Source organism: Pseudomonas sp. Pseusp15 (assembly GCF_059492165.1).
The window spans coordinates 1,782,772-1,806,001 of record NZ_CP168523.1 but is presented as its reverse complement, the minus strand read 5'-3'; the positions used below and the strand labels follow the sequence as shown (position 1 = coordinate 1,806,001).

General features: G+C 59.7%; 23 protein-coding genes. 14 read left to right on the top strand and 9 right to left on the bottom strand.

The window, feature by feature from the left end; all coding sequences use genetic code 11:
* Window positions 1-18: 18 nt before the first annotated feature.
* Both ACEN8R_RS08260 and ACEN8R_RS08255 read left to right on the top strand, forming a co-directional pair.
* Entirely contained in the window at window positions 19-444 is a 426-nt protein-coding gene (locus ACEN8R_RS08260; RefSeq protein ID WP_495624749.1) for a VOC family protein, read from the top strand.
* On the top strand, window positions 441-1,718 hold the full coding sequence (locus ACEN8R_RS08255; RefSeq protein WP_111453536.1) for an amidase: 1,278 nt from the start codon (window positions 441-443) through the stop codon (window positions 1,716-1,718). Before ACEN8R_RS08260 ends, ACEN8R_RS08255 begins: the two co-directional genes overlap by 4 nt.
* Here the strand turns inward: ACEN8R_RS08255 and ACEN8R_RS08250 are convergent.
* The 4 genes from ACEN8R_RS08250 to ACEN8R_RS08235 all read right to left on the bottom strand — a co-directional run bounded on the left by ACEN8R_RS08250 (window position 1,709) and on the right by ACEN8R_RS08235 (window position 5,632).
* Complete coding sequence (locus ACEN8R_RS08250) at window positions 1,709-2,317, bottom strand: GGDEF domain-containing protein (protein ID WP_064618228.1); 609 nt, start codon at window positions 2,315-2,317, stop codon at window positions 1,709-1,711. The two genes, ACEN8R_RS08255 and ACEN8R_RS08250, sit on opposite strands and share 10 nt — an antisense overlap.
* A gap of 74 nt (window positions 2,318-2,391) precedes the next feature.
* Window positions 2,392-2,970 carry a hypothetical protein gene (locus ACEN8R_RS08245; protein ID WP_018929632.1) on the bottom strand — a complete coding sequence of 193 codons (579 nt, stop codon included), beginning with the start codon at window positions 2,968-2,970 and terminating at the stop codon, window positions 2,392-2,394.
* Window position 2,971: 1 nt separating this feature from the next.
* Window positions 2,972-5,140 (bottom strand): xanthine dehydrogenase family protein molybdopterin-binding subunit, encoded by a 2,169-nt coding sequence (locus tag ACEN8R_RS08240; protein ID WP_495624748.1) that lies wholly within the window; start codon window positions 5,138-5,140, stop codon window positions 2,972-2,974.
* Window positions 5,141-5,176: 36 nt separating this feature from the next.
* Window positions 5,177-5,632 carry a (2Fe-2S)-binding protein gene (locus ACEN8R_RS08235; protein WP_007937751.1) on the bottom strand — a complete coding sequence of 152 codons (456 nt, stop codon included), beginning with the start codon at window positions 5,630-5,632 and terminating at the stop codon, window positions 5,177-5,179.
* A gap of 265 nt (window positions 5,633-5,897) precedes the next feature.
* On the opposite strand from ACEN8R_RS08235, the gene ACEN8R_RS08230 reads away from it, so the two are divergent.
* The 3 genes from ACEN8R_RS08230 to ACEN8R_RS08220 all read left to right on the top strand — a co-directional run bounded on the left by ACEN8R_RS08230 (window position 5,898) and on the right by ACEN8R_RS08220 (window position 11,124).
* Window positions 5,898-6,401 (top strand): VOC family protein, encoded by a 504-nt coding sequence (locus tag ACEN8R_RS08230; RefSeq protein WP_018929635.1) that lies wholly within the window; start codon window positions 5,898-5,900, stop codon window positions 6,399-6,401.
* Window positions 6,402-6,435: 34 nt separating this feature from the next.
* On the top strand, window positions 6,436-7,269 hold the full coding sequence (locus ACEN8R_RS08225; protein WP_495624747.1) for an AraC family ligand binding domain-containing protein: 834 nt from the start codon (window positions 6,436-6,438) through the stop codon (window positions 7,267-7,269).
* 171 nt (window positions 7,270-7,440) lie between these two features.
* A complete protein-coding gene (locus ACEN8R_RS08220; protein WP_495624746.1) occupies window positions 7,441-11,124 on the top strand; it encodes a hypothetical protein in 3,684 nt (1,227 codons plus the stop codon).
* A gap of 24 nt (window positions 11,125-11,148) precedes the next feature.
* On the opposite strand, the gene ACEN8R_RS08215 is transcribed toward ACEN8R_RS08220, so the two are convergent.
* The gene (locus tag ACEN8R_RS08215) at window positions 11,149-11,736 is read right to left on the bottom strand and encodes a LysE family translocator (protein WP_018929638.1); all 588 of its coding nucleotides are present in this window, start codon (window positions 11,734-11,736) and stop codon (window positions 11,149-11,151) included.
* Window positions 11,737-11,977: 241 nt separating this feature from the next.
* Between ACEN8R_RS08215 and ACEN8R_RS08210 the strand changes: the two genes are divergently transcribed.
* Window positions 11,978-12,190, top strand: coding sequence for a DUF1059 domain-containing protein (locus ACEN8R_RS08210; RefSeq protein WP_007937743.1), 213 nt, complete (start codon window positions 11,978-11,980; stop codon window positions 12,188-12,190).
* 174 nt (window positions 12,191-12,364) lie between these two features.
* The gene (locus ACEN8R_RS08205; RefSeq protein ID WP_019579340.1) at window positions 12,365-12,985 is read left to right on the top strand and encodes a LysE family translocator; all 621 of its coding nucleotides are present in this window, start codon (window positions 12,365-12,367) and stop codon (window positions 12,983-12,985) included.
* A 3-nt stretch (window positions 12,986-12,988) separates the two neighbouring features.
* On the opposite strand, the gene ACEN8R_RS08200 is transcribed toward ACEN8R_RS08205, so the two are convergent.
* Entirely contained in the window at window positions 12,989-13,402 is a 414-nt protein-coding gene (locus ACEN8R_RS08200) for a VOC family protein (protein ID WP_018929640.1), read from the bottom strand.
* A 126-nt stretch (window positions 13,403-13,528) separates the two neighbouring features.
* Between ACEN8R_RS08200 and ACEN8R_RS08195 the strand changes: the two genes are divergently transcribed.
* The 3 genes from ACEN8R_RS08195 (at window position 13,529) to ACEN8R_RS08185 (ending at window position 16,161) form a co-directional block, all read left to right on the top strand.
* Window positions 13,529-14,611, top strand: a complete 1,083-nt coding sequence (locus ACEN8R_RS08195) for a bifunctional transcriptional activator/DNA repair enzyme AdaA (RefSeq protein WP_138867728.1) — start codon at window positions 13,529-13,531, stop codon at window positions 14,609-14,611.
* A gap of 45 nt (window positions 14,612-14,656) precedes the next feature.
* Entirely contained in the window at window positions 14,657-15,469 is an 813-nt protein-coding gene (locus tag ACEN8R_RS08190; RefSeq protein ID WP_018929642.1) for an isocitrate lyase/PEP mutase family protein, read from the top strand.
* Window positions 15,470-15,543: 74 nt separating this feature from the next.
* Window positions 15,544-16,161, top strand: coding sequence for a DNA-3-methyladenine glycosylase family protein (locus tag ACEN8R_RS08185; RefSeq protein WP_018929643.1), 618 nt, complete (start codon window positions 15,544-15,546; stop codon window positions 16,159-16,161).
* A gap of 46 nt (window positions 16,162-16,207) precedes the next feature.
* Here ACEN8R_RS08185 and ACEN8R_RS08180 read toward each other — a convergent pair whose 3' ends face one another.
* Window positions 16,208-17,104 (bottom strand): LysR family transcriptional regulator, encoded by an 897-nt coding sequence (locus ACEN8R_RS08180; protein ID WP_018929644.1) that lies wholly within the window; start codon window positions 17,102-17,104, stop codon window positions 16,208-16,210.
* 128 nt (window positions 17,105-17,232) lie between these two features.
* On the opposite strand from ACEN8R_RS08180, the gene ACEN8R_RS08175 reads away from it, so the two are divergent.
* The 4 genes from ACEN8R_RS08175 to ACEN8R_RS08160 all read left to right on the top strand — a co-directional run bounded on the left by ACEN8R_RS08175 (window position 17,233) and on the right by ACEN8R_RS08160 (window position 21,112).
* Window positions 17,233-17,898, top strand: a complete 666-nt coding sequence (locus ACEN8R_RS08175) for an RraA family protein (RefSeq protein ID WP_018929645.1) — start codon at window positions 17,233-17,235, stop codon at window positions 17,896-17,898.
* Window positions 17,899-17,908: 10 nt separating this feature from the next.
* Complete coding sequence (locus ACEN8R_RS08170) at window positions 17,909-19,117, top strand: pyridoxal phosphate-dependent aminotransferase (RefSeq protein WP_018929646.1); 1,209 nt, start codon at window positions 17,909-17,911, stop codon at window positions 19,115-19,117.
* An 89-nt stretch (window positions 19,118-19,206) separates the two neighbouring features.
* Window positions 19,207-20,478, top strand: coding sequence for a cation:dicarboxylate symporter family transporter (locus ACEN8R_RS08165; protein WP_018929647.1), 1,272 nt, complete (start codon window positions 19,207-19,209; stop codon window positions 20,476-20,478).
* A 145-nt stretch (window positions 20,479-20,623) separates the two neighbouring features.
* Window positions 20,624-21,112, top strand: a complete 489-nt coding sequence (locus tag ACEN8R_RS08160; protein ID WP_019648936.1) for a GFA family protein — start codon at window positions 20,624-20,626, stop codon at window positions 21,110-21,112.
* Here the strand turns inward: ACEN8R_RS08160 and ACEN8R_RS08155 are convergent.
* Window positions 21,109-22,395: an ATP-binding protein gene (locus ACEN8R_RS08155; RefSeq protein ID WP_018929649.1), complete on the bottom strand. Its 1,287-nt coding sequence runs from the start codon at window positions 22,393-22,395 to the stop codon at window positions 21,109-21,111. The genes ACEN8R_RS08160 and ACEN8R_RS08155 overlap by 4 nt on opposite strands.
* The gene (locus tag ACEN8R_RS08150; RefSeq protein WP_064621290.1) at window positions 22,396-23,103 is read right to left on the bottom strand and encodes a winged helix-turn-helix domain-containing protein; all 708 of its coding nucleotides are present in this window, start codon (window positions 23,101-23,103) and stop codon (window positions 22,396-22,398) included.
* Window positions 23,104-23,230 lie beyond the last annotated feature (127 nt).

The following is a 23,230-nucleotide window of genomic DNA, read 5'->3' as shown; positions in this document are numbered from 1 at the left end:
CCCGTCGAGGCACATCCGATGCAACTGTCCCCTTTTCATTTGGCCATCCCGGTTTACGATCTGGACGCTACCCGGCGTTTCTATGGTGAGGTGTTCGGCCTGGAAGAAGGTCGCTCCAGCGATCACTGGGTCGATTTCAACTTTTTCGGCCATCAACTGGTGATTCATCTGGCCCCGAAAAACGCTTCTCAGGAAGCCGCCCATACCAACGCCGTGGACGGCCACAACGTACCGGTGCCGCATTTCGGTGTGGTATTGCCGATGGAAGAATGGGAGGCGCTGGCCGAACGCCTGAAAGCCCTGGGTACACACTTCGTGATCGAGCCGGGCATCCGGTTTCAGGGATTGGTGGGCGAACAAGCCACGATGTTTCTTTTCGATCCCTGCGGCAATGCTCTGGAGTTCAAGGCGTTCAAAAATATCAATCAGTTGTTCGCCAAATGATCCGCCTGCCCCTTGACGCCACCACCCTCAGTGAAGCGGTGGTCAATGGCGAGACCACCGCTGCCATCGTCGTCGAAACCTTTCTTCAACGCATTCAGGCGCAAGAGCCGGATATCCAGGCTTTTGTCTCGTTCGACGCCCGGCAGGTCCGCGCCGATGCGGCGCAGCACAACGGCCAGGGTCTGCTGGCCGGCGTCCCCGTGGGTATCAAGGACATTTTCGACACTGCGACCCACCCCACGCAGTTCTATTCACCCATCTATACCGACCATCAACCCTCCCGGGACGCCCACGTCGTGACGCTGCTGCGCCAGGCCGGGGCGCTGATCATGGGCAAGACCCATACCACCGAGTTTGCGTACATGCACACCGGTCCAACCCGCAATCCCCACGACCTTACGCGAACGCCGGGCAGCTCCAGCGCGGGCTCGGCGGCCGGGATGGCTGCAGGGTTCTTTGCCCTGGCGCTGGGCACCCAGACCGCTGGCTCGTTGCTCAAGCCGGCATCCTACTGCGGCCTCTTCGCTTTCAAACCGTCGCTGGGACTGGTGTCGCTGGAAGGGGTAAAACCGTTGGCGCCGAGCTTCGACACCGTGGGTTGGTATGGCCAGTCAGTGCGCGACCTGCACCTGGTAGCGCGCGTGTTGATTCCCGGGTTCGTGGTGCCGGACATCGAGCGACGTCCGCTGCACTTGGGGTTCTGCCGCACGTCGCGCTGGGATCAAGTGGACCCCGACGTGGTCCTTGCCCTGGAACAGGCGGTGGATCAGTTGCGCAGCGCCGGCCATCACGTGAGCGACGTACGGCTGCCGGATGAGTTTGCCGGTGTGTTCGACGATCATCAGTTGATTAACGATTGCGAAGGTGCCCGCTCGCTGGCAAAGGAGTTTCAACAACACCGAACACAATTGAGCCCTTCGACCCTGGCCATGTTCGAGCGGGCGGCAACCACAACCTGGCAACAGGAATCCGCTGCCAAGGCGCGCCTGGCCGATCTTGCCCCACGCTTGAGCGAGCTTTGCCGCCCCTTCGACGCCATGCTCGGCGCCTCTTGCGGGATGGTCGCGCCGGTCGGCCTGGAAAGCACCGGGCCGTCGGACTTCATCAAGTTCTGGGGGGCGTTTGGCTGGCCGCAACTGAACATACCGCTGAGGCCCGGCCAAGCCATGTTGCCTGTCGGGCTACAGATGATCGGAAGGTTCAGAGAGGATGGTCGGCTGTTACGAACGGCCGAGCACGTTGCAGCGGTTTTGCAAGGCGCCATTCAAGAATGACGAGCTTCGAACTGTCGGGCACGCAACGCCTTATCGACCAGAGCCAGCAGATCTTGCGCCGTTTGGGTTAGCTGAGCATCAAACTCGATCTGCCCGACACTGAAGCGAATGTCATAGCCACGATGCACCGTGGCATTACGCTCATCGAGTATTTCTTCGAGGCGCGCCCTGATCGCGGCAATCTCCACCGTGTTGGCGCCGGTCAACAAGGCAGCAAACTCATCGCTGCCCAGCCGACCGATCACATCGCTTTCACGAAAAGCGATGCGCAGCACGTCGGCAAAGGTTTTCAGGGCGTTGTCGCCCTCGGCACGCCCATACAACCGGTTGATGCGCTTGAAGTCGTCAAGGTCGAAAAACAACAGGGTCGCAGGTTGGCCCAACTGCCGACAAGCCTCCAGCGCCAATTGGGCCAGAGCCTCGAAGCCATGACGATTGGACAGCAGCGTCAACTCATCCATGCTCGCCATCTGCACGCCCATCAGTTCTTGCTCGGCCTTGCGCGCCAGGTCGCGCAGTACATCGCGGTCCTGCACGGCGCCGTCGAGGACGTTCGGCGTGCCCACGCCGGGTTTGAGCGGTTTTTCTGGGGTTAGCATTACTCACTCCCTTGATGGATATAAACGTTAGAGTCGTTCACACCCGGTTTGACTCCCTATAAACGCGCCGCTGGTCAGCTACCCGCCACCGGACACGGCCCTCCAGCGTCCGCCCAGAGTTTGAACTGGGTGACGAAAATGTCGTGGGGCACCGGCACCGGCGTCCGTCCCTCACCTGGATGCCAGCCCCAGAGCACCAGTTTGTCCTCGCTGACATGTTTGATCAGTGCCGCAAAATCACGATCGCCATTACTGGAACGATCCTTGATCATTGCGCACAACCTGTCGGGCGGCAGGCCGATCCAGGCCATTTTGTGCGCGGCTGGCGGCAGGCTCCAATGCGGCGCTCCGGGCGGTGTGTGAGGCCCATAACTGGCGGGCGGATTGCTGTCGGCATGGCAACTGGCACACGGCAGACCGGCCGCCCCTTTGCCATCCATCCCGCGAACCACCCTCATCGCGTGAGGATTGCCGGCGTCGAACTGTAAAGGCGAATCGCCGGGGATATGGCAGTTCTGACAGCGCGGGCTCTGGAACACCTTCTGTACCGTGTCAAACGCCTTCAGCGCCTCTTTATCATCAGCGAACAGGTCCGAGGCATAGCCAGTCAGCCCGATCAGCACCACCGCGCCCAGCAACAGATGTCGTTTCATGTCACACCCCCGACAATTGCAGCGGCAGTTCCCGCAGACGCTGCCCGGTCAGGGCAAACACCGCGTTCGCCACGGCCGGCGCCACGGGCGGTACACCAACCTCGCCGATGCCGCCGGGTTTGTCGGTGCTGGGGACGATATGCACTTGGACCACGGGCATTTCGTTCAGGCGCAACACCTGATAGTCGTGAAAATTGGATTGCTGCACCTGGCCGTTCTTGAACGTCAGTTTGCTGTGCAAGGTAAATCCGAGACCGAAGGTGATGCCTGACTCCATCTGCGCGGCGATGCTCTGCGGGTTGACCGCAATGCCGCAGTCCACCGCACACACCACCCGGTGTACGCGAATCGCCAGGTTGTCCTGCGACACCTCCGCCACATGGGCGACGTAGCTGCCGAAAGACTCATGCACCGCCACGCCCAATGCGTGGCCGTCCGGCAACGGCGCTTTCCAGTCGGCTTTCTCCACTGCCAGATTCAGCACCCCCAGATGCCGTGGATGCGCCTTGAGCAAGGTTCGTCGGTATTCCACCGGATCCTTGCCGGCCGCCTCGGCCAACTCATCGATCAACGACTCCATGACGAATGCCGTATGGGTATGCCCCACCGACCGCAACCACAGCACGCTGATGCCGGTTTGCGGGGAATGCAGGTCGATCAGGTGATTGGCCAGCCCCTCAAAATAAGGACTGTCGGCCACACCTTCGACGGAGGTTTTGTCGACACCGTCCTTGACCATGGTCGCCTCGAACGACGTGCCGGCCATGATCGACTGCCCGACCAGCACATGCTTCCAGGCGATCGGCATACCGTCGGCGTCCAGCCCGATGCGTGCCTGATGCAGGAATGCCGAGCGATAGTAACCGCCGCGAATGTCATCCTCTCGGGACCAGACGGTTTTCACCGGTTCGCCCGCCGCTTTGGCGACGTACACCGCCTCGCTGACAAAATCCGAGGTCGGGTTGGCCCGACGCCCGAAGCCGCCACCGAGGAATTGGGTGTGGATCTCGACCTGTTCGGGTTTGAGCCCGGTGATCTTCCCCGCGATCATCTGATCCAGGGTCTGGAACTGCGTGCCGGTCCAGATTTCGCATTTGTCCTTGGTGATTTTCACCGTGCAATTGAGCGGTTCCATCGGTGCGTGGGCCAGGTACGGCACGCTGTATTCGGCCTCGATAGTCTTCGCCGCCCTGCCAAACATGACCGTCGCGTCCCCGGCCTGGCTGACCGAGGTCCCGGGGGTGGCGGCGAGTTTACGGAAGCTTTCCAGCAGTTGCTGGCTGTCGAGCCCGGCGTTCGGCCCCGGTTCCCATACAACCTTCAGCGCATCGCGCCCCAGCTTCGCCGCCCAATAATGATCGGCAATCACCGCGACTCCCGTGGGCACCTGCACCACTTTGTGCACGCCAGGCACCGCCAGCGCCTCGGCGCCTTCGAAGGATTTGACGCTACCACCGAACACTGGCGGCCGAGCGACCACCGCAGTCATGAGCCCGTCGAATTGCACGTCCATGCCGAACTTCGCCTGCCCGGTGATTTTCTCCGGGGTATCGAGGCGCTTGGTGGGTTTGCCGATGACCTTCCAGTCCTTGGCTTCCTTGAACTTGATCGAGGCTGGATCCGGCACCGGCAACTTGCCGGCGTCATCCGCCAGTTCGCCGTAAGTGGCGCGTTTGTCGCCGGCAATGACCACGCCCGATTCGGTGTGGATCTGCGAGGGCGCCATGTCGAATCGCTTGGCCGCCGCCTCGATCAGCATCAGGCGCGCCGCCGCTCCAGCCTGGCGATAGCGATCGAACTCCATCCAGGTCGAGGTCGAACCGCCGGTGATCTGCATCCCGCCAAACGCCGGCAGGCCATACTCGGCGGCCGAGGCTGGCGCGTGTTCGACGCGTATTTTCGACCAATCGGCGTCCAGTTCTTCGGCGATCAACATGGTCAGGCCGGTCCAGATGCCCTGGCCCATTTCCGAATGGCCGAGCAGCACAGTGACGCTGTTGTCGTTGCCGATGCGTAAAAAGGCATTGGGCGCGAACACCTCTCCTTGATTCTCGGCACCGAAGGCGAAGCGATGGCCGCCAGGAATGACAAACGCCACCACCAGACCGCCTCCCAACACGGCACTGCCCTTGAGAAAACCGCGACGCGAAACAGGGTTGATGCTGTTCATTGCTCAGACTCCCTTCAACGTGGCTTCAACGTCGCCTCACCCGATCTCGGCAGCGCGTTTGACCGCGGCGCGGATTCTTGGGTAGGTGCCGCAGCGGCAAATGTTGCCGGACAACGCCTGGTCGATGTCGCTGTCGGTAGGCTTGGGGATCTTCGCCAGCAACGCGGCCGCCGACATGATCTGCCCGGACTGGCAATAACCGCACTGAACCACATCGAGTTCGGCCCAGGCCTGTTGCACCGGGTGCGAGCCGTCGCTGGACAGGCCTTCGATGGTGAGAATTTTCTGCCCGTGGGCCACCGCCGTGGCGGGCGTGATGCAAGAGCGCAGCGGCGCGCCGTCGACGTGGACGGTGCAGGCGCCACACTGGGCCATGCCGCAACCGAATTTGGTGCCCGTCAGGTGCGCGACATCGCGCAGAACCCAGAGCAACGGCATGTCCGCGGGGACATCCAGTTCCTGGTCCTTGCCATTGATATTCAGGGTCAGCATGGCTGATTTCCTCAGACTCACGGTGTTCTGAAGGGGCGCCGTTGTGGCAGCGAAATACCTACGCGGCGCCTTGGGTCATCCCTACAGCTAAGCGCAATTTGACCCACAAGCCATGTTCATCGACCACCGGTCGCTCCCGTCCCGTAGCAGCAGCCTCGCACAGCTCGGCAGCTGCTACGGACTTGTCGATCTACGGCGCCACCCGTCTACTGCGGACTGGCTAATCTGATAATCCAGTGTGTTCAACCTGCCGAGGACAACCGCCATGCAACGCTTTCCAAAAATCACGCCCTGCCTGTGGTTTGACGATCAGGCCGAAACGGCGGCGAAATTCTATTGCTCGATCTTCGATCACTCGAAAATCACCGCCATCACCCATTACGGCAAGGCCGGTCAGGAAATCCACGGCCGCCCGGAAGGTTCGGTGATGACGGTCAGCTTCGAGCTTGATGGCCAGACCTTCACCGGTCTCAATGGCGGGCCAGTGTTCACCTTCAACGAAGCGGTGTCGTTCCAGGTCAATTGTCAGAATCAGGAGGAAGTCGACCACTTCTGGGGCAACCTGTCCGCCGGTGGGCCTGTGCAGGCGCAGCAATGTGGTTGGCTCAAGGATAAATTCGGCGTGTCATGGCAGATCGTGCCGATCGCGCTGATGCACATGATGCAAGACCCCGATACGCACAAGTCCCAGCGCGCGATGCAAGCGATGCTGCAAATGAAAAAGCTCGACATCGCCGAACTGGAACGAGCCTTTGCGGGCCAGAGCTAATACACTCAGGCACTGGCCCGCCAAGGACATCGAGATGAAGCACACCGTCGCCAAAGATGCAGACAAAGCCCCGCGTTTCTGGCGCGACGACGCCCTGCCCTTCATCGAAGCCCGCTCCATCGCCGACGGCCGCGAGGTCTGCTACGCCCGGCATTCCCACGAACACTTTTCCATCGGTGCTATCACCGCTGGGCGCAGCACCTACATCCACGAGCAATCGGAGTTTCAGGTCAGCGCCGGTACCGTGGTGTTGATGAACCCCGGCGATGTGCATGCCTGCAATCCGATCGATGACCAGCCTTGGTCGTACCTGATGCTGTACGTCGAGACGCCTTGGCTGACTGACTTGCAGCATCAGCTCGGCTTCAGCCAGGATTCGGCGTTTCGCCGGTTTTCCATCACCCACAATCGCGATCTCGAGCTGTTTGCCGGCCTGAAGAACGTATACGAGGTGTTGATCGATCAGCAGCAAGACGTGCTGCGCAAGCACAGCGCGGCGGTGGAGTTTTTCACCGAGGTGCAACAGCGGCTCAACCCGGTCGATCAACCGCTGCGCGAACCCAATTTCAAGCTCGAACGGGCCGCCGACTACATCCGCGATAACTGCACGCATCAGCTCAAGCTCGAAGACATTTGCGAAGCGGCGCAACTGTCGCCGTCCTACCTTATCCGCGCCTTCAAACAGCATTACGGCATGACGCCCCATGCATTTCTGGTCAACCGGCGCATCCAGTTCGCCCGGGATCGACTGCGTAGCGGCAGGCTGATCGCCGATGTCGCATTGGAGGCCGGATTTGCTGATCAGGCGCATTTTCAGCGGGCGTTCAAGCAACATCTGGCGGCGACACCAGGGCAATATCGCGGGTAAGTTAATATGTCGACATGCGCCCCTGTCAAAAACAGGTTAGTTAATATAAACCCACGAGCCATGCCGGTAAAATTCATACAAAGTCATATAACTAATATGACAACACTCCAAACTCTTATTTAAGCTCCCTTCCCACGCTACAACCCAATATCAGAAGATGGAGCTTCTTACTTGAACACGCCGAACAACAACGTATTTCATTCCAGCAACCAACGCGAAAAACAATTAGTCATTGAAGCCATCGCCAACTTCCTCAGCGATGAAGACGTCATGGCAACCGTTGGATGGTCGTGGGATCGTGTATCAGTTACCTGTGACCCGAATTCCGACTTCTCCCAACTACATCGTCCAGCTACTACCTGCCTGGCGAGGCTCAGCCGGCAACCCGACTTCAAAAAAATCGCAGTCGAACAAGGCATCTCCCGAACAAACATCTTTCATGTCAATGAACACGGCCAACTCTTTTATTCCTATGACAACATCAGTACCCGTGAAGCCAACGGTGAGCTGATCACTGTCAGTTTCTTCTCCGAGCGTAACGATATCGCCCATCACTTAACTGGCGTTGCCGATATCGATGAACAACTACGCCTCCTTTCAGGCAGTGCCAAGCTGACTGGCGGATGGGTGACGTCCACCGAAAAAATCACAATAAGTCAGTGGTTGCGTTTTCACAGCTTGCCACTTCCGGCCAGCGTGGAAAGTGCAAAAGAGTTAATTGATTTACTGAATGTCACCCCCCTTCCAGCACCGTCGCCCTATGGGAACTACTGGGAGTTGCTGAGCCCTCCCAAAGACTCACCGTTCGAACTCACGGAGAAAAATCGCGCCCTCATTCGCGATGTGATCGAGGAAGAAACCGGAGGCGAACTTCCTTTGGTTTCGCTTTATGGCCATGCGCTGAAACTTGAAAGCTTTTCCGCCGACAAACTGCCCACCAGCCAAGGTTACCGTCTGACACGGCTGATCGATATTGCAGTGTCGAGCGCGAATAATGGGCATGCGTTCATGACGGCATTAGGCTGGTTCGCAGATGAAAACGGCCCCAAGCCCACCGAGCAGTTCATCGAACAGCTGATGATTGCGGTGATGCTGCTTGACCTTGATCCGGAACTGGACAGCGCCAATACCTCGTTTGCAGGTTTTGACCTCTACTCGAAACGTCATTTACTGCTTTCCCCCTCAGCGGTCCGCACGCAACTTGAACAGCATCTGGTCAGCCAACTCAAGCTCGACGCCATGATTGCCCCGCTCGTCGCGGAACTGGTCCTGGGTGGCATGGCGCCGGAATATCTTGCCGATGAACTGCCGTCCAATCTGCGTATCGGCACACCGGCGTGGGTCGTCTTCACCCAGGCCGTACACTTTGCCGAAGCGATCACCCCCGGTGTTTCCCGGAGCATGGCCTACCAACACCTGCTGGGGTTCGCCCGCGCATCGCAATTGACACCCGAGCTCAAAGCAGTGTTTGCCGCACACTCGGCTGACCCGGTGATCACTTGGGCGCTGATGAACGACCTGATCTCCCGGGATTCAGAGGGCAACCTCAATCAGCAAGCCGTTACGGTGGCGATGGATGAGTACAAGCAACATGCGGACATGATGACGAGCGCCTTGATTGATCTGGGCAAACCGCCGCCCCATCGCAAGGCGCTCGCGCTTAAAGAACTGAAATCCCAGGTGCCGGATTGTGACCCCGAGGAACTGTTGGTCAAACATCGCGGAACGGGCGGCGGCGCAGGAAGGCGGGTATCGGTTGTCGATCTTTACCTGGGCGATGAGCTTCACACCCGGGATTGGGATCGAGCCAAAGGCACCAGCATTTACGAGTCCTTTCCTGATCTGGCTGACATGTACCCCGTTGCGGATCTATTTCAGCAAGCGATCCACAATCATCACAACTCAATGACCGAAGCATTGGCGGCCATTATCAGCGTTACCTTCTCGCAACTAAGCCCGACGGACAGGTCGTTCATCGAGGACGGCCACCTGGGTATCTATAGTGTTCAGGAATACACAACCACCCGATTTACCAATATTCCCAACCCGACGGGCGTAGTCAGACCAGCGACGCCCGTTCCAGGGAAGACGGGCCGTTATGGCGTTCTCATTTGTGCGGTACTTGATTCAGAGCTTCGTTGTTATCAACTGTTTCCAATGAGGACGGAATGCGTATACAGCGAGGAACTTGGCGAAGTGTTTCGCCCTCTCTTCATGGCCAGTGGGTCCGCTGTAGCGACGTTTGTGAACCACAAACACCATTTGGAAGGCCGTCTGGATATACAGGCTTATCGAGCGAACACGGCCCCCCGCAGCTATTCCCGGTCCGCCTTTTTTATCCGCAAGATCGGAGAATTCAACCCATCGTCGGCCAGTGCAGGCCCCCCCTCGCCGAACCGTTACTTTCGTTCCACGCGAAAAGAAGCAATCAGCGACCTTATTGCAAAAGAGAACCCCTATTTCACTGTAGATGAACTGATGCAACTGGGCCTCGATCAGACACGACGGGAAAAAGCGATTGAAAAGACCGACGCCATCTTCACATTCATTCTGAACCTGATCATTCCGTTCAAGGAGTGCGTCGAGGAGCTTTCCTCGGGGGTTGCTGCCCGACAAAACCGCGCTATTCACGGCTGTGTCATGGACGCGGCGGCCCTCGCTGTTTCCTTTGCCGTCGTCGGCATTAAAGTTACCGCTATCAGCGCCAAGGCCACGACCCTGGTCTCCAAACTCCTTTCCACGTCCAAAGTTGTTGGCAGTACTGTCATCAGCCTTTTCAACCCCATTGACGGAGTGCCTCAACTGCTCAAGGGCGGCGGAAAACTATTGGCTCGGGGCGTGAAGAAACTAGGCGCTCATGCGCTCTCCACCCCGTATCTGGCTCGGCGGCAGTTGCGCTATCTGACGGGCGCGAACAGCTATGATCTGCTCCGGGCCATCAACCATACCGGCGCAGGCCCCCGGATTCGAATGTCGCTGGACACGGTTGCCCATGGTCGAGCGCTGTTCAAGGACGACAGCATTCAAACCGTTGAACAGATTGTGACCCGCCTGGGCAACAAGCACAGTCGACTGCCAGATGGCGCTCTGCCGTCCGAACTGGAGCATCTGTTCAACAATGCGCTTGTTGAATCGGCGCTCGGACTCAAGCAAGCGCAAGATCTGCAGGGATTGATCGGTCGAACGCCTGTTGAAGATCTTTTCAAGGCAGTCCTGGAAAAAGCTCAATACAGCTACACCAGCGCCCGCTCCGCATCCGGTGCTCAAGGTTACGCCGATACACTGGCAACCTTTGCCCAGGTCGAAGCGAAAAACGTCACCTACATGAAGAATTACCAACAAAATCTATTAGAGAAAAACCTGGGCAAGGCTCCATTCAATCAAGTCATGCCAGAGTCAGCCTTCAATCCAATGGGTTTTACCGATAACTCGCAAAGGGCCGGTGCCTGGATCGTCAATGGTTCTACCTCCCCTGGCAACGACCTCGACAGCATCGTTTCGGTACTGCGCGAGTACGCCGGCAATCAAAAAGCACTGACTGATCCAACCGTGATCAAACAGCTGCATGCCCGTATCGCGCCAGCCACCTCGGACGTCGTGCGCGTGGGCGTCAATGACAAGAAATACGCTAGCAACATCAGTGGATTCGCCGCGATGGAACAGCATCTGAAAACACTGAACTCCAGTCATGAGCATTTCGACAAACAGTTGCTGGCGACCGTCGTAGGTTTCCACGGTCTAGGCGACGGCAATGGCCGTACGGGTCGTGCCCTGTATGCCATCAGCCAGCTTCGAAACAACCGGTTCACACCGCTGACAAAACAAGAGTTCAGTTTGCTGCACGGACTCGATTAAGGTGAATGACTGAGGGTATGTTGCTTAGGAAAGCAACAAATACACCGCACTCAGCCCTAGCAACAATGCCATGAGCCGGTTGAACCATCGCATGCCTACAGGATTATTCAGATAACCCTGCAGGCATGTCCCGGCATACGCCCAACAGCCGACTGACACATAGCAGATCACCAGATACACCGCCGCAAACTGCCAGACCAGCCGCGCCTCACCGTCCGCGACGAACGCGCCCATGCCCGCTACACAGGCCAGCCAGGCTTTCGGATTGAGCCATTGCATCATCGCGCCATATAACATCGACGGCGCCCGGCGCGATTTATCCGCATCGATGCGGCCATCGTCCGCCGCCAGTTTCCAGGCCATGAACAACAGAAACGCAACACCCGCCAGTTGCACCACTTGCGTCAGCGCCGGCCACAACCGCAATACCTCATGCAACCCCAATCCCATCAATACCAGCAATAAAACGAAACCCAGCGTTGCTCCGGCGACATGTCGCTGACTGGCGCGAAAACCGAACTGCGCCCCCGAACTCAACGCCACAATGTTCACCGGCCCCGGTGTAATGGAAGCGACCAAGGCAAACGCCGCCATGGAAAGAATCAGACTCATTGCATACCTTCTTCAATTCAGTTGAACCAGGGCTCAAGGTAAAGAGCCAGGGGAATGCTGTATTGAAGAAAACAACCCTTGCCTGTCCCGCGACGCATGTCACTTCCTGTAGGTTGCAAGACCGTCACGAGGCACCTTATGGCGGGCCTATACTTCAAGAGTCGGCACACTCGATGCGGGGCGCGTCGAGTGATCGTTCACGCAGGCCACAGCCTGCCTTCATCGTAGGGAGGAGAAGATCATGGCGCGTAAATACATCGACTGCCGCGAGTTCCCAAGCGCTTCCAAATGCTCGGTCGCACTGTCCGCAGACTCTGAAAACGAACTGCTGGAGGCCGCGGCACAGCATGCGGTCAGTGTTCACAAGCACACCGATTCACCAGAACTGCGTGCTCAACTGAAGACAATGTTCCACGACGGCACCCCGCCCGTAGAAGCACCGCGTCCGGCGTAGGAACTGCCGAAGTCTAAACGCAAAAAGGGACAGACCACGATTCAAGGCAAATGCCGAACAATCGTGGTCTGTCCTGTGTTTTTCTCTGTACGGCTATTTGCATCCACCGCTGTATGGGCCAAATCACCAACCACCCATGATAAAAATACCGCTCTCGTTCCTGGAGCCCCGTTCATGGACCTCGCCACCCTCCTCCTGTTTTTGCCGGCCTGCTTCGCCCTGAACATGGCCCCCGGCCCAAACAATCTGTTGTCGGTCAGCAACGCCACCCGTTATGGCTATCGTCGCGCCTGTGTGGCCGGCGTCGGGCGTTTGCTGGCGTTTGCCGGGATGATTGGCCTGGCCGCCGCCGGATTGTCGGTGGTGCTGAAAACCTCGGAATGGTTGTTCTACGCGATCAAGATCATCGGTGCCGCCTACCTGTTGTACCTGGCGTGGCAACTGTGGCGTGCCAATCCCGAGGCCGAGCAGCACATCACCGGCACGCCAGTGGGGATCCTGGCCCTGGCGCGGCAGGAGTTTCTGGTGGCAGCGGGTAATCCCAAGGCCATTTTGCTGTTCACCGCCTTCCTGCCGCAGTTCGTCGACCCGACCCAGGCGGTGGCGCCACAATTCGCGGTGCTCGGCGCGTTGTTCCTGCTGCTGGAATGGATCGCCATCAGCGCCTACGCCTACATGGGCCTGCACATGCGCCGCTGGTTCGCTGAACCACGGGGCAAGCGGATGTTCAACCGTTGCTGCGCGGGGTTGCTGTCGGCGGCAGCTTCGGTGCTGTTGATGGCGAAACGGGCCTGACCTTTACGCTTGGGACGGTCCTTTCAGCTCGACCTGGTTGCCGTCCGGATCGAAGCAATAGATCGACAGCCCGTTGCCCTCGGCACCAAAACGCACGGCGGCTTTCTCGGGTTTCAGGCCGAAGGACTGCAAGTGACTGACCAGCGCATCCTCGTCAAACGGTTCGATGCGCAGGCAGAAGTGATCGACGTTGCGCCGTTCGCGACCAGCGGCAGCCCCGCCCGTGCGGCCGAGTTCGCCCTGGATATCGACGAGGTCGATCATCGAGGTGCCCGCACGCAAATGCACCAGGCCCAGATCGTCGCGGCGCTTGACCAGTTCGGCGCCGAGTACCTCGCCGTAAAACGCGATGCTGCGTTCGAGGTCCTCGACGCGCAGGACGATGTGATCGATGTGTTTAATCGTGAATGCTTGCATTGGGATGGATTCCTGAACATATCGTTTACAGCATTGCCGGTGACCCGATGACTGTAGCTCAGGGTACAAAAATTCTCTGTCGATTTTCCGGTGGAGGCGCCAGGCAACGCGGCTTATGCTCAGCCCATGAACCTACAAAACGCTGTGCTTCCGCCCCACGCCGAGATGGTTCGCGCCATGCTCGAACGCGACACCGCCTACGAGGGGGTGTTCTTTACCGCGGTCAAAACCACCGGCATCTTCTGCCGCCCCAGTTGCACGGCGCGCAAACCGAAGCCGGAAAACGTCGAGTTCTTCGCCCATGCCGATGAGGCGATGTCGGCGGGTTATCGGGCCTGCCTGCGGTGCAAGCCGCTGGACGCCGCGGCCATTGCGCCGGACTGGGTGCAACGACTGCTGAAATCCGTCGACGCCGACCCCGACCAGCGCTGGACCGATGCCCAATTGCTCGCCGAGGGCATCGAGCCGCTGAAACTGCGGCGCTGGTTCAAGCAGCATTTCGGCATGACCTTTCACGCCTGGTTGCGCAGCCGACGCCTGGGCATCGCCCTCGGTGGCATCAAACAGGGCGAATCCATCGACAACGCGGCGTTCGATTCCGGCTACGAATCCTTGAGCGGTTTTCGCGATGCGTTTCAAAAGTCATTCCACATCACCCCCGGTCGCGCCGCCCACAGCGAGCCGTTGCTGTTCACCCGATTGACCACGCCACTGGGACCGATGATCGCCATGGCCGAACGGCGTGGGCTGGTGCTATTGGAGTTTCTCGACCGACCGGCATTGACCAAGGAAATCGAAGAACTGCAGAACCACTATGGCTACGCCGTGGCCCCCGGCCACAACGGCCATTTGCAGCAGATTGAAGAAGAACTGGCGCAATACTTCGCCGGCAAACGGAGCGAATTCAACGTGCCCCTGCACCTGCCCGGCAGCGCGTTCGCCAAGCAGGTGTGGAGCGAATTGATGAAGATCCCCTACGGCCAGACCAGCACCTATGGCGCGATTGCCGCGCAACTGGGCAAGCCCGGCGCCAGTCGCGCCGTAGGCATGGCCAACGGACAAAACCGCCTGGCGATTGTGCTGCCCTGTCATCGGGTGATCGGCGCAGACGGCTCGTTGACCGGCTATGGTGGTGGACAACCGCGTAAAGCGTTTCTGCTCAGGCTGGAAAGCGCCGCGGTGCAAATCACCCAACAACTGGCATTCTGATCACTCCATTGTTTTTCAATAAAAAGTCATAAGGAGGGACATTCAATGGACACACTCGACACTCAATTCCATCAACTGCACCAGAGCGGGCTGTTGATTCTGACCAACGTCGCCGATGCCACCGGGGCGCGACTGGTGGAGCAGCTGGGCAGCAAAGCCGTGGCCACCAGCAGCGCAGCGGTGGCCTGGGTGCATGGTTATCCGGATGGCAACACCTTGCCGCTTGAGCGGCTGGTTTCCACCGTCGAATCCATCGCCCGGGTCATCAGCGTGCCGTTGAGCGTGGACATTGAGGCGGGTTATTCCGATGACCTGGAGCGAGTTGCGCAAGTGGTCGACGCGGTGATCGCCGCCGGTGCCGTGGGGATCAATATCGAGGACGGTGCTGCCTCGCCCGACCTGCTGGCCCGCAAGATCGAAATCGCGCGCCAGGTTGCCAATCGCCGGGATGTGAAGCTGTTCATCAATGCCCGCACTGACGTGTACCTCAGGGGCCTGGTGCCGGCCGAAGATCGCGTCGCCGAGACGCTCAAACGCGCCGCGTTGTATCAGGCGGCCGGTGCCGACGGACTGTTCGCCGCTGGCGTCACGGCGGCGTACGAGATCGACGCCCTGTGCCACGGCACGACGCTGCCGCTGAACGTGCTCGGCTTCCCGGGCCTGCCTTCGCCTGAAGAACTGCAAGCCCTTGGCGTGCGCCGTTTGAGTGCCGGCTCGGGCATCGCCGAGTTCCTCTACGGCGCCATGGCCGGCCTGGCCAAAAGCTTTCTGCAAACCGGCACGCTCGACAGCAGTCACCTCAAGGCCTTCACCTACAGCCAAGTGAACGCCCTGCTGGCCCCGACCGGGAAAGTTTGACCGCAAGCAATGGAGTGCGGCGCTGCGGGGAGACGACTAGTCTTCCCGCAGCCACCCGCCCCTCAGGATGCTCCATGCCCGACACCTATCAACTGGCCAGCGAATTTCTCTCGGCCCTCGATACCGACTGGCAGCGCCACATCAGCGCCATCGGCCCTTGCCTGCATCAACCCCATGCGGCGCGCGATCCTTATGAGTCGCTGGTGCGGGCGATTGCCTATCAGCAACTGCATGCAAAGGCTGGCGATGCGATTGTCGGCCGGCTGCTGGCATTGTTTCCCGCGAGCACCTTCCTCAGACCCGAGCAGATCCTGGCGACCGACTTCGAGCAGATGCGCGGTTGCGGCTTTTCCGCCAGCAAGATCGCAACCATTCAGGGCATCGCCCAGGCGGCTCTGGACGGCGTGGTGCCGGACTACGCCACGGCGCTGGCGATGGACGATGAAGCATTGATCGAGCGTTTGATCACCTTGCGCGGAGTGGGCCGCTGGACCGTGGAGATGCTGCTGATCTACAGCCTGGAGCGCCCGGACGTTTTGCCGGCCGATGACTTTGGAGTGCGAGAGGGTTATCGCCGGTTGAAGGGGCTGGAACAACAGCCGAGTCGCAAGCAGATGATTGATATCGGGCTGGCATGGAGCCCTTATCGGACGGTGGCGTCGTGGTATTTGTGGCGGGTGCCTAACCGGTAGACGGCGCTATCGTTCATCGCGGGCAAGCCTGGCGGCTACAGAGTGCTTAGAGCAACAGCCGCGAAAAATCGCAACACTGCAACGCCAGTTGCGCGACATCCTGGTTCAGACCGAATTGACGATCGGTGCGGTGCAACGCGGCGTAGCGAATCCGTGGCAGGCCCGGCGTCGTCACCAAGGCGCGCAATGCGCCTCGTTCGATCAAGTGCGACAGGCAAGCCTTGGGCAAATAACTCACGCCAACTCCGGACAAGGTCAATCCGACCTGCACCAGCAAGTTATGGCTGGTGATGGTTTTAGGCATCTGCACGTTGTGGGAGGCCATCCAGCGCTCGTAGATCAAGCCTGTCCCGGACTGCGAACCCTGGGTCAACACCGTGCAACCGGCCAGGCGCTCGATACTCACCGGATCCGGGTCGGTAATCAGACCTGGCGCGCACATCCAGGCGTTTTCGACGGACTTCAGTGGGGTGCTGACGAACCGCGCATCGTTGTAGACATCCGGGACGATGACCAGATCGAGTTGATCGTTTTCCAGTTTGCGAAACAGTTCGCTGCTCAGTTCCACCGAAGGCTCGATTTGCACCTTGGGGTAAGCCTGCCGTAGCGACTCGACCAGCGCCGGTAACCAGGTCAACGCCGTCAGTTCGGTGACCCCGAGGCGAAACCTGCGCACCAATACTTCACGGGCGCTGACCCGCTCCAGCAAATAGTCACGGCGTTCCAGCAAATCCTTGGCGTAATCCAGCAGTTCGCCGCCCTTCTCGGTCAGCCGTGCGTTGCGCTTGCTGCGGTCGAAAATCTCCACGTCGAAGGTTTCTTCCAGCTCCTGGATACGTTTGGAAATCGCCGACTGAGACATGTTCAGCTTGTTCGCTGCGGCTTCGAAGCTGCCCAACTCGGCAATCCAGAACAACGCGTCAATCTGCTTGAAGGTGATCATTGCAAACACCACATGAAAAAAAGCGATACTACCGCATAATAAAATATCGCTAAAACTGTTTGTTTATCACTCCTAAGATCGAGCCACAGCCCTCATCGGCTGCTAACTCATTCTTCAGGAGATCAGCCATGTCCTTGCCCGGTTCACGCATTCTTCCCAACCCACCGCTGGCCGCTGCCGAAGTGCTCGAAGCGTTCGCCAATGTGGTCACGCCGCACATCAGCGACAACCTCGGCCGGCACATTGGTGCTCGCGGCCTGACCCGCTACAACCGCAGCGGCAAATTGGTCGGCACCGCCCTGACCGTCAAAACCCGTCCGGGCGACAACCTGCTGATCTACAAGGCCATGAGCATGCTGCAACCCGGCCATGTGTTGGTGGTGGACGCCCAGGGCGATACCAACAACGCGGTGATCGGCGAACTGGTCAAGCTCTACGCCCAGCAGCGTGGCTGCGTCGGTTTCGTGATTGACGGCGCGATTCGCGATGTCGCCAGTTTCGACGATACCCCCTGCTACGCCCGCGGCGTCGTGCACTGCGGCCCTTACAAGAGCGGTCCGGGCGAGATCAACGTACCGGTGTCGATTGGCGGCATGCTGGTTCAACCGGGCGATTTGCTGGTCGGCGACGAAGACGGCCTGGTGGCGTTTTCCCAGGCCGATGCTGCCGAAGTACTGCGTCGCGCGGCACAACATGCGGCCCACGAAGAACAAGTCAAAGCCGAAATCGCCACCGGTGCCCTGCGCCAGAGCTGGATGGACAAGGTCTTGCAGCAGGCCGGCCTGGCCGATTAAGGGGAACACAATGAGCACTTCATTCTTGTCTGATCGGGTGCTGGGCATTCAGCCTTCGCCGAGCATCGCCGCCAACGCACTGGTGACAGAGTTGCGCGCCCAGGGTCGGGACATCGTCAACTTCACCATGGGCGAACCGGATTTCGACACCCCGGCACATATCCTCGACGCCGCCAGCACCGCGATGCACAGCGGTGACACGCACTACACGGCCACCCACGGCACACTCGCCTTGCGAAAAGCGATCTGCCTCAAGCTTGAGCGCGATAACGGTCTGAATTACGGGCTCGACGAAGTGGTTACCGGCTGCGGCGGCAAGCACATCATCTACCACGCCCTGGCCGCAACACTGAACCTGGGCGATGAAGTGATCGTGCACACGCCGTACTGGGTGTCTTACCCGGACATCGCCCGGTTGAACGACGCCACTCCAGTCATCATTCCCGGCGATGAATCCAACGGTTTCAAGCTCTCGCCAGCGGCGCTGGAGCAGGCAATCACCCCGCGCAGCAAATGGGTGATCCTCAACACGCCGAACAACCCGAGTGGCGCGGTCTACAGCGAAACCGAGCTGTTGACACTGGCAGACGTCCTGCGTCGGCATCCTCACGTATTGATCATGGCCGACGAAATCTACGAGCAGTTCGTTTATGGCGACGCCCGGCATGTGTCGCTGACCCTGCTCGCCCCAGACCTGAAACCGCGCACGCTGATCGTCAACGGCGCGTCCAAGGGTTACGCCATGACCGGTTGGCGTCTTGGGTTTGGCGCAGGTCCGGCGTGGTTGATCGGTGCCATCGGCAAACTGCTGTCGCAGACCACCACGTGTCCGAGTTCGGTCAGCCAGGCGGCAGCGGTCGCGGCTTTCGCCGGAGATCAGGCACCGATTGCCGGCATGCGCAAGGTTTACCAACAACGCCGTGACCGCATGCTCGAACTGTTGCAACCGATCAACGGCCTGAGCTTCACCCCACCGGACGGGGCGTTCTATGTGTTCGCCAACGTCAGCGGGTTGATGGGCAAAACCACCACCAGCGGCGAGCGCATCGACAGCGATACGCAACTGGTCGCCTACCTGCTCAGGGAGCACGGCCTGGCCACGGTCAGCGGCGCGGCATACGGCATGTCGCCGTATATCCGCCTGTCATTCGCCAGTTCGCTGGACGTGATCGAAGAAGGTTGCCGTCGACTTGAACAAGCGTGCCAACGCTTGCGCTGACGGCTGATCGCAACACCCGACAGCCATCGGACGGCTGCTCATTGACTGCCTAGAACAACACTCATAATCATGTCATCGAGGCATCCCCCATGCACAAGCCCCGTATCGCGCTGGTCTGGCAAATCATGATCGGCCTACTCGCCGGCATTGCCATCGGCGCCCTGCTGCACAGCTTTCCCGAGTCTCGTCCATGGCTGGTGAACAACCTGCTGCAACCGGCCGGCGACATTTTCATCAAGCTGATGAAGATGATCGTCGTACCCATTGTGTTTTCCTGCATGGTGGTCGGCATTGCCGGTCATGGCGACGGCAAATCCCTGGGCCGCATCGGGGTCAAGTCGCTGACGTATTTCTTCAGCATCACCACGCTGGCAATCATCGTCGGACTGGTAATCGGCAACCTGCTCAAACCCGGTGCCGGCACTGATCTGGCGAGCCTCAAGGCGGCCGCCGTTACCCTGCCGACCAGCAGCGCAGCCGGAGGGCACAGCCTGGGGCAAATCATCGTCGGCATTATTCCGGACAACGTCATCAACGCGATGGCCCAAGGCAGTCTGCTGTCGGTGCTGTTCTTCGCCGTGATGTTCGGCCTCGGCGTTTCGAAGCTGGGCAACGAACGCAAGGAGCCGTTGATCGCGTTGCTGCGCGGTGTCTCGGAAGCGATGTTCAAGGTCACATCGATGATCATGGCCTACTCGCCGATCGGTGTGTTCGGGATGATTGCCGTGACCGTGGCAAACTTCGGTTTCAGCTCTTTGCTGCCACTGGCCAAGCTGATCATGGTCAGCTACGTGGCGATCGCGTTCTTCGTGCTGGTGGTGCTCAACCTGGTGGCGCGACTGTGCGGGATCAACCTGTTCGCGCTGATGCGCCACATCAAGGATGAACTGGTCCTGGCCTTCTCCAGCGCCAGCTCGGCGGCGGTGATGCCGCAACTGATGAAGAAACTCGAGACCTATGGCGTGCCCCCGTCGCTGGTCAGTTTCGTGGTGCCGGTGGGTTATTCCTTCAACCTTGACGGTGCGTCGCTGTTTCTCGGTATCGGCACCTTGTTCGTCGCCCAGTTGTACGGCATCGACCTGAGCCTGGGCGATCAGGCGTTGCTGGTGGTGACCATGGTCCTGACGTCCAAAGGGGCTGCCGGCGTGCCGGGGTTCATGTTCGTGATTCTCTCGGCCACCCTGGCCAGTGCCGGATTACCGCTGGAAGGCATCGCGTTCATTGCCGGGGTTTATCGGTTGATGGAGATGCCGACCACCGCCCTGAATGTGCTTGGCAATGCACTGGCGCCACTGGTGATCGCCAAGTGGGAGGGTCGCGAGGCTCATTGCCTGAGGGTGCCGCAGGGGCAGTGCTCGTAGCGCAGACCGCGTCATCGCTCTTCGCGAGCAAGCCCGCTTGTGTCTTGCCCGCGAAGGCGCCTGAACGGCCACCATAAATTCAACTGTCCAGAAACGCTTACGGTCTAGTCTGTCTTGAGTCATCCCAACCCCATCGGAGGCCCCCATGCAGCTCGAAGGCTCCTGCCATTGCGGCGCGGTGTCGTTCAGCCTGACCAGCGCCCACCCCTACCCTTATCAGCGTTGCTACTGCTCCATCTGTCGCAAGACCCAGGGCGGTGGCGGTTACGCGATCAACCTGGCGGGCGACGCCCAGAGCCTCAAGGTGCGAGGTCGCAAGCACATCTCGATTTACCATGCGCGGCTCAAGGACGAAGGCGATAAGCGCGCCCGGCGCAGCACCGCCGAGCGGCATTTCTGTTCCCTGTGCGGCTCGGGATTATGGCTGTTCAGCCCTGAATGGCCGGAGCTGATTCACCCGTTTGCCTCGGCCATCGACACCCCGTTGCCGGTGCCGCCCGAGCACACGCACCTGATGCTCGGCTCCAAGGCGCCGTGGGTGGAAGTCGAGGTGTATCCGGGGGACCAGCAATTCGAGGTCTACCCCGTAGAGTCCATTGCCCAGTGGCATGAACGCCTGGGCTTGAGCCGCTAATCCAGATGCGCCCAGGTCATGCGAAACGACGCCCCGCCCCACGGCGAATCCGCCACTTCCACTTGCCCGCCATGGGATTGAGACACCCGCCGCACCAGCGCCAGGCCCAGGCCGAAACCACCGGTGCGGCGGTCGCGGCTGGCATCGAGGCGCGAGAACGGTTCGAAGATTTTCTCCCGCCCGTCCAGCGGCACGCCCGGCCCATCATCATTGACCTGCACCTCGTAACGATCACCGGTGCGCACCAACGACACCTCTACCCTCTGGTCGGCATAACGAATGGCATTGCGCAGCAAATTGATCACTGCCCGGGCCATGAAGCGCGGTTCGATACGAACTTCGTCAACCTGGCATTCGACAATCAGCAGTTGCACCCCGGCGGCTTCAGCCTCCAGCGTCACGCTGCCCACCACGCTGTCTAGCCAATGGCTGGCCTGAATGTTCTCCCGGGTAATCACCGTAGCACCGCGTTCAAGGCTGGCGTACGTCAGCAACTCGGAAACCATTTCTTCCAGCTCGCCGAGGTCGGCGTACATGTCGGCGATCAACTCGCGGCTCTGGGTTGGGTCGGGCTGTTGCTTGAGTTGGTCGAGTTCGAACGACAACCGCGCGATGGGTGTGCGCAGCTCATGGGACACCGCGTTGGTCAGCTCGCGCTGGTTGGCGATCAGCCCCTCGATGCGCGCGGCCATCAGGTTGAAGTGTTCGGCCAGGTCACGAATGTTCGAGCGCTTGGACAACTGGATACGCGCCGACAGGTCGTTATCGCCAAAGCGTTCGGCGGCCAGGCGCAGTGTCTCCAGATCGCGCCAGTGCGGGCGCACCCAGAAAAACAATACAAAACCGATCATCACCGCGATCATCAGATAGGCAGCGGCAATGTAGAACGGCATCAGACTCGGCTCGGCCGGCAGCTTGATGCTGAGCAGTTGCGAACCGTCGTCAATGCGCGAGATGAACTGCGTGTACTTGTCGCGCATCACCAGCAGGCCCTGGGCCAACTCGGCTTGTTCCTGATCGGTCAGAGACAATTGATCGGTCTCGACCAGAGCCAGGCCCAAACCGTAGTGAGGGCGTATGGCTTCCAGCTGTCGCTCCCGGGCCGGACTGTCCAGGCCGCGCAATTGCTCGACCAGCGACCAGGCCTGACCACGCACCGCCTCTTGGTTGTAGCTGCGCATCTGACCGTCGAGCAGCGCATCGAACGTGCGCTCGACGGTTTGCAGCCCCAGTACCAGGCCAACCGTCATCACCAGAAACAGTCCCAAAAATAACCGCAGCATTTACAGCTCCCACGCAAACGGATTGAACAGATAACCCTTGCCCCACACGGTCTTGATGCACACCGGTTCGCGCGGGTTGTCCTTGAGCTTGCCGCGCAGTTTGCTGATGTACACGTCGACGCTGCGGTTGAGGCCGTCGAAGGCGATACCGCGCATGCGGTTGAGGATGTCGTCGCGGGACAGCGTCTTGCCGGCGGCGCTGGCCAGCAACCACAGCAGTTCGAATTCCATGGTGGTGAGCTCGATGCCTTCGCCCGCCAGGCGCACTTCGCGGCAACTGCGATCGATGCTCAGATGGCCGAATTCCAGTGAGCTGCACACACTGCTGTCCGGCATCTGACGGCGTTGCAAGGCACGCAGACGAGCGAGCAGCACAGGGGGCTTGATGGGTTTGATCACGTAGTCGTCGGCACCGGATTCCAGGCCGAGAATGTGATCGAGGTCGTCTTCCTTGGCGGTGAGAATGACGATGGGGGTGTCGGATACGCTGCGGATTTCGCGGCACACGTGCAGGCCGCTCTGGCCCGGCAACATCAGGTCGAGTACGACGATTTTCGGTTTGAATTCAAGGAAAGCGGCTACCGCGAGATCTCCGCGGTGTACCTCGCGGACTTCAAAACCGTGTTGGGACAGGAAATGCGCAATCAGCCCGGCGAGCTTCTCGTCGTCTTCCACCAGCAATACTTTGCCAAAACCCAGACTCTCCATGATGACCGTCTGCCAACCCTTGAATGAAATGGCCGGCATTATGGCGCCAATCGGTGAAGGGACGGTTATCGCAGACAGCAAAAACCGGCCACGAGAGCCGGTTTTTGGCGATGTTTCATTCTTTTAA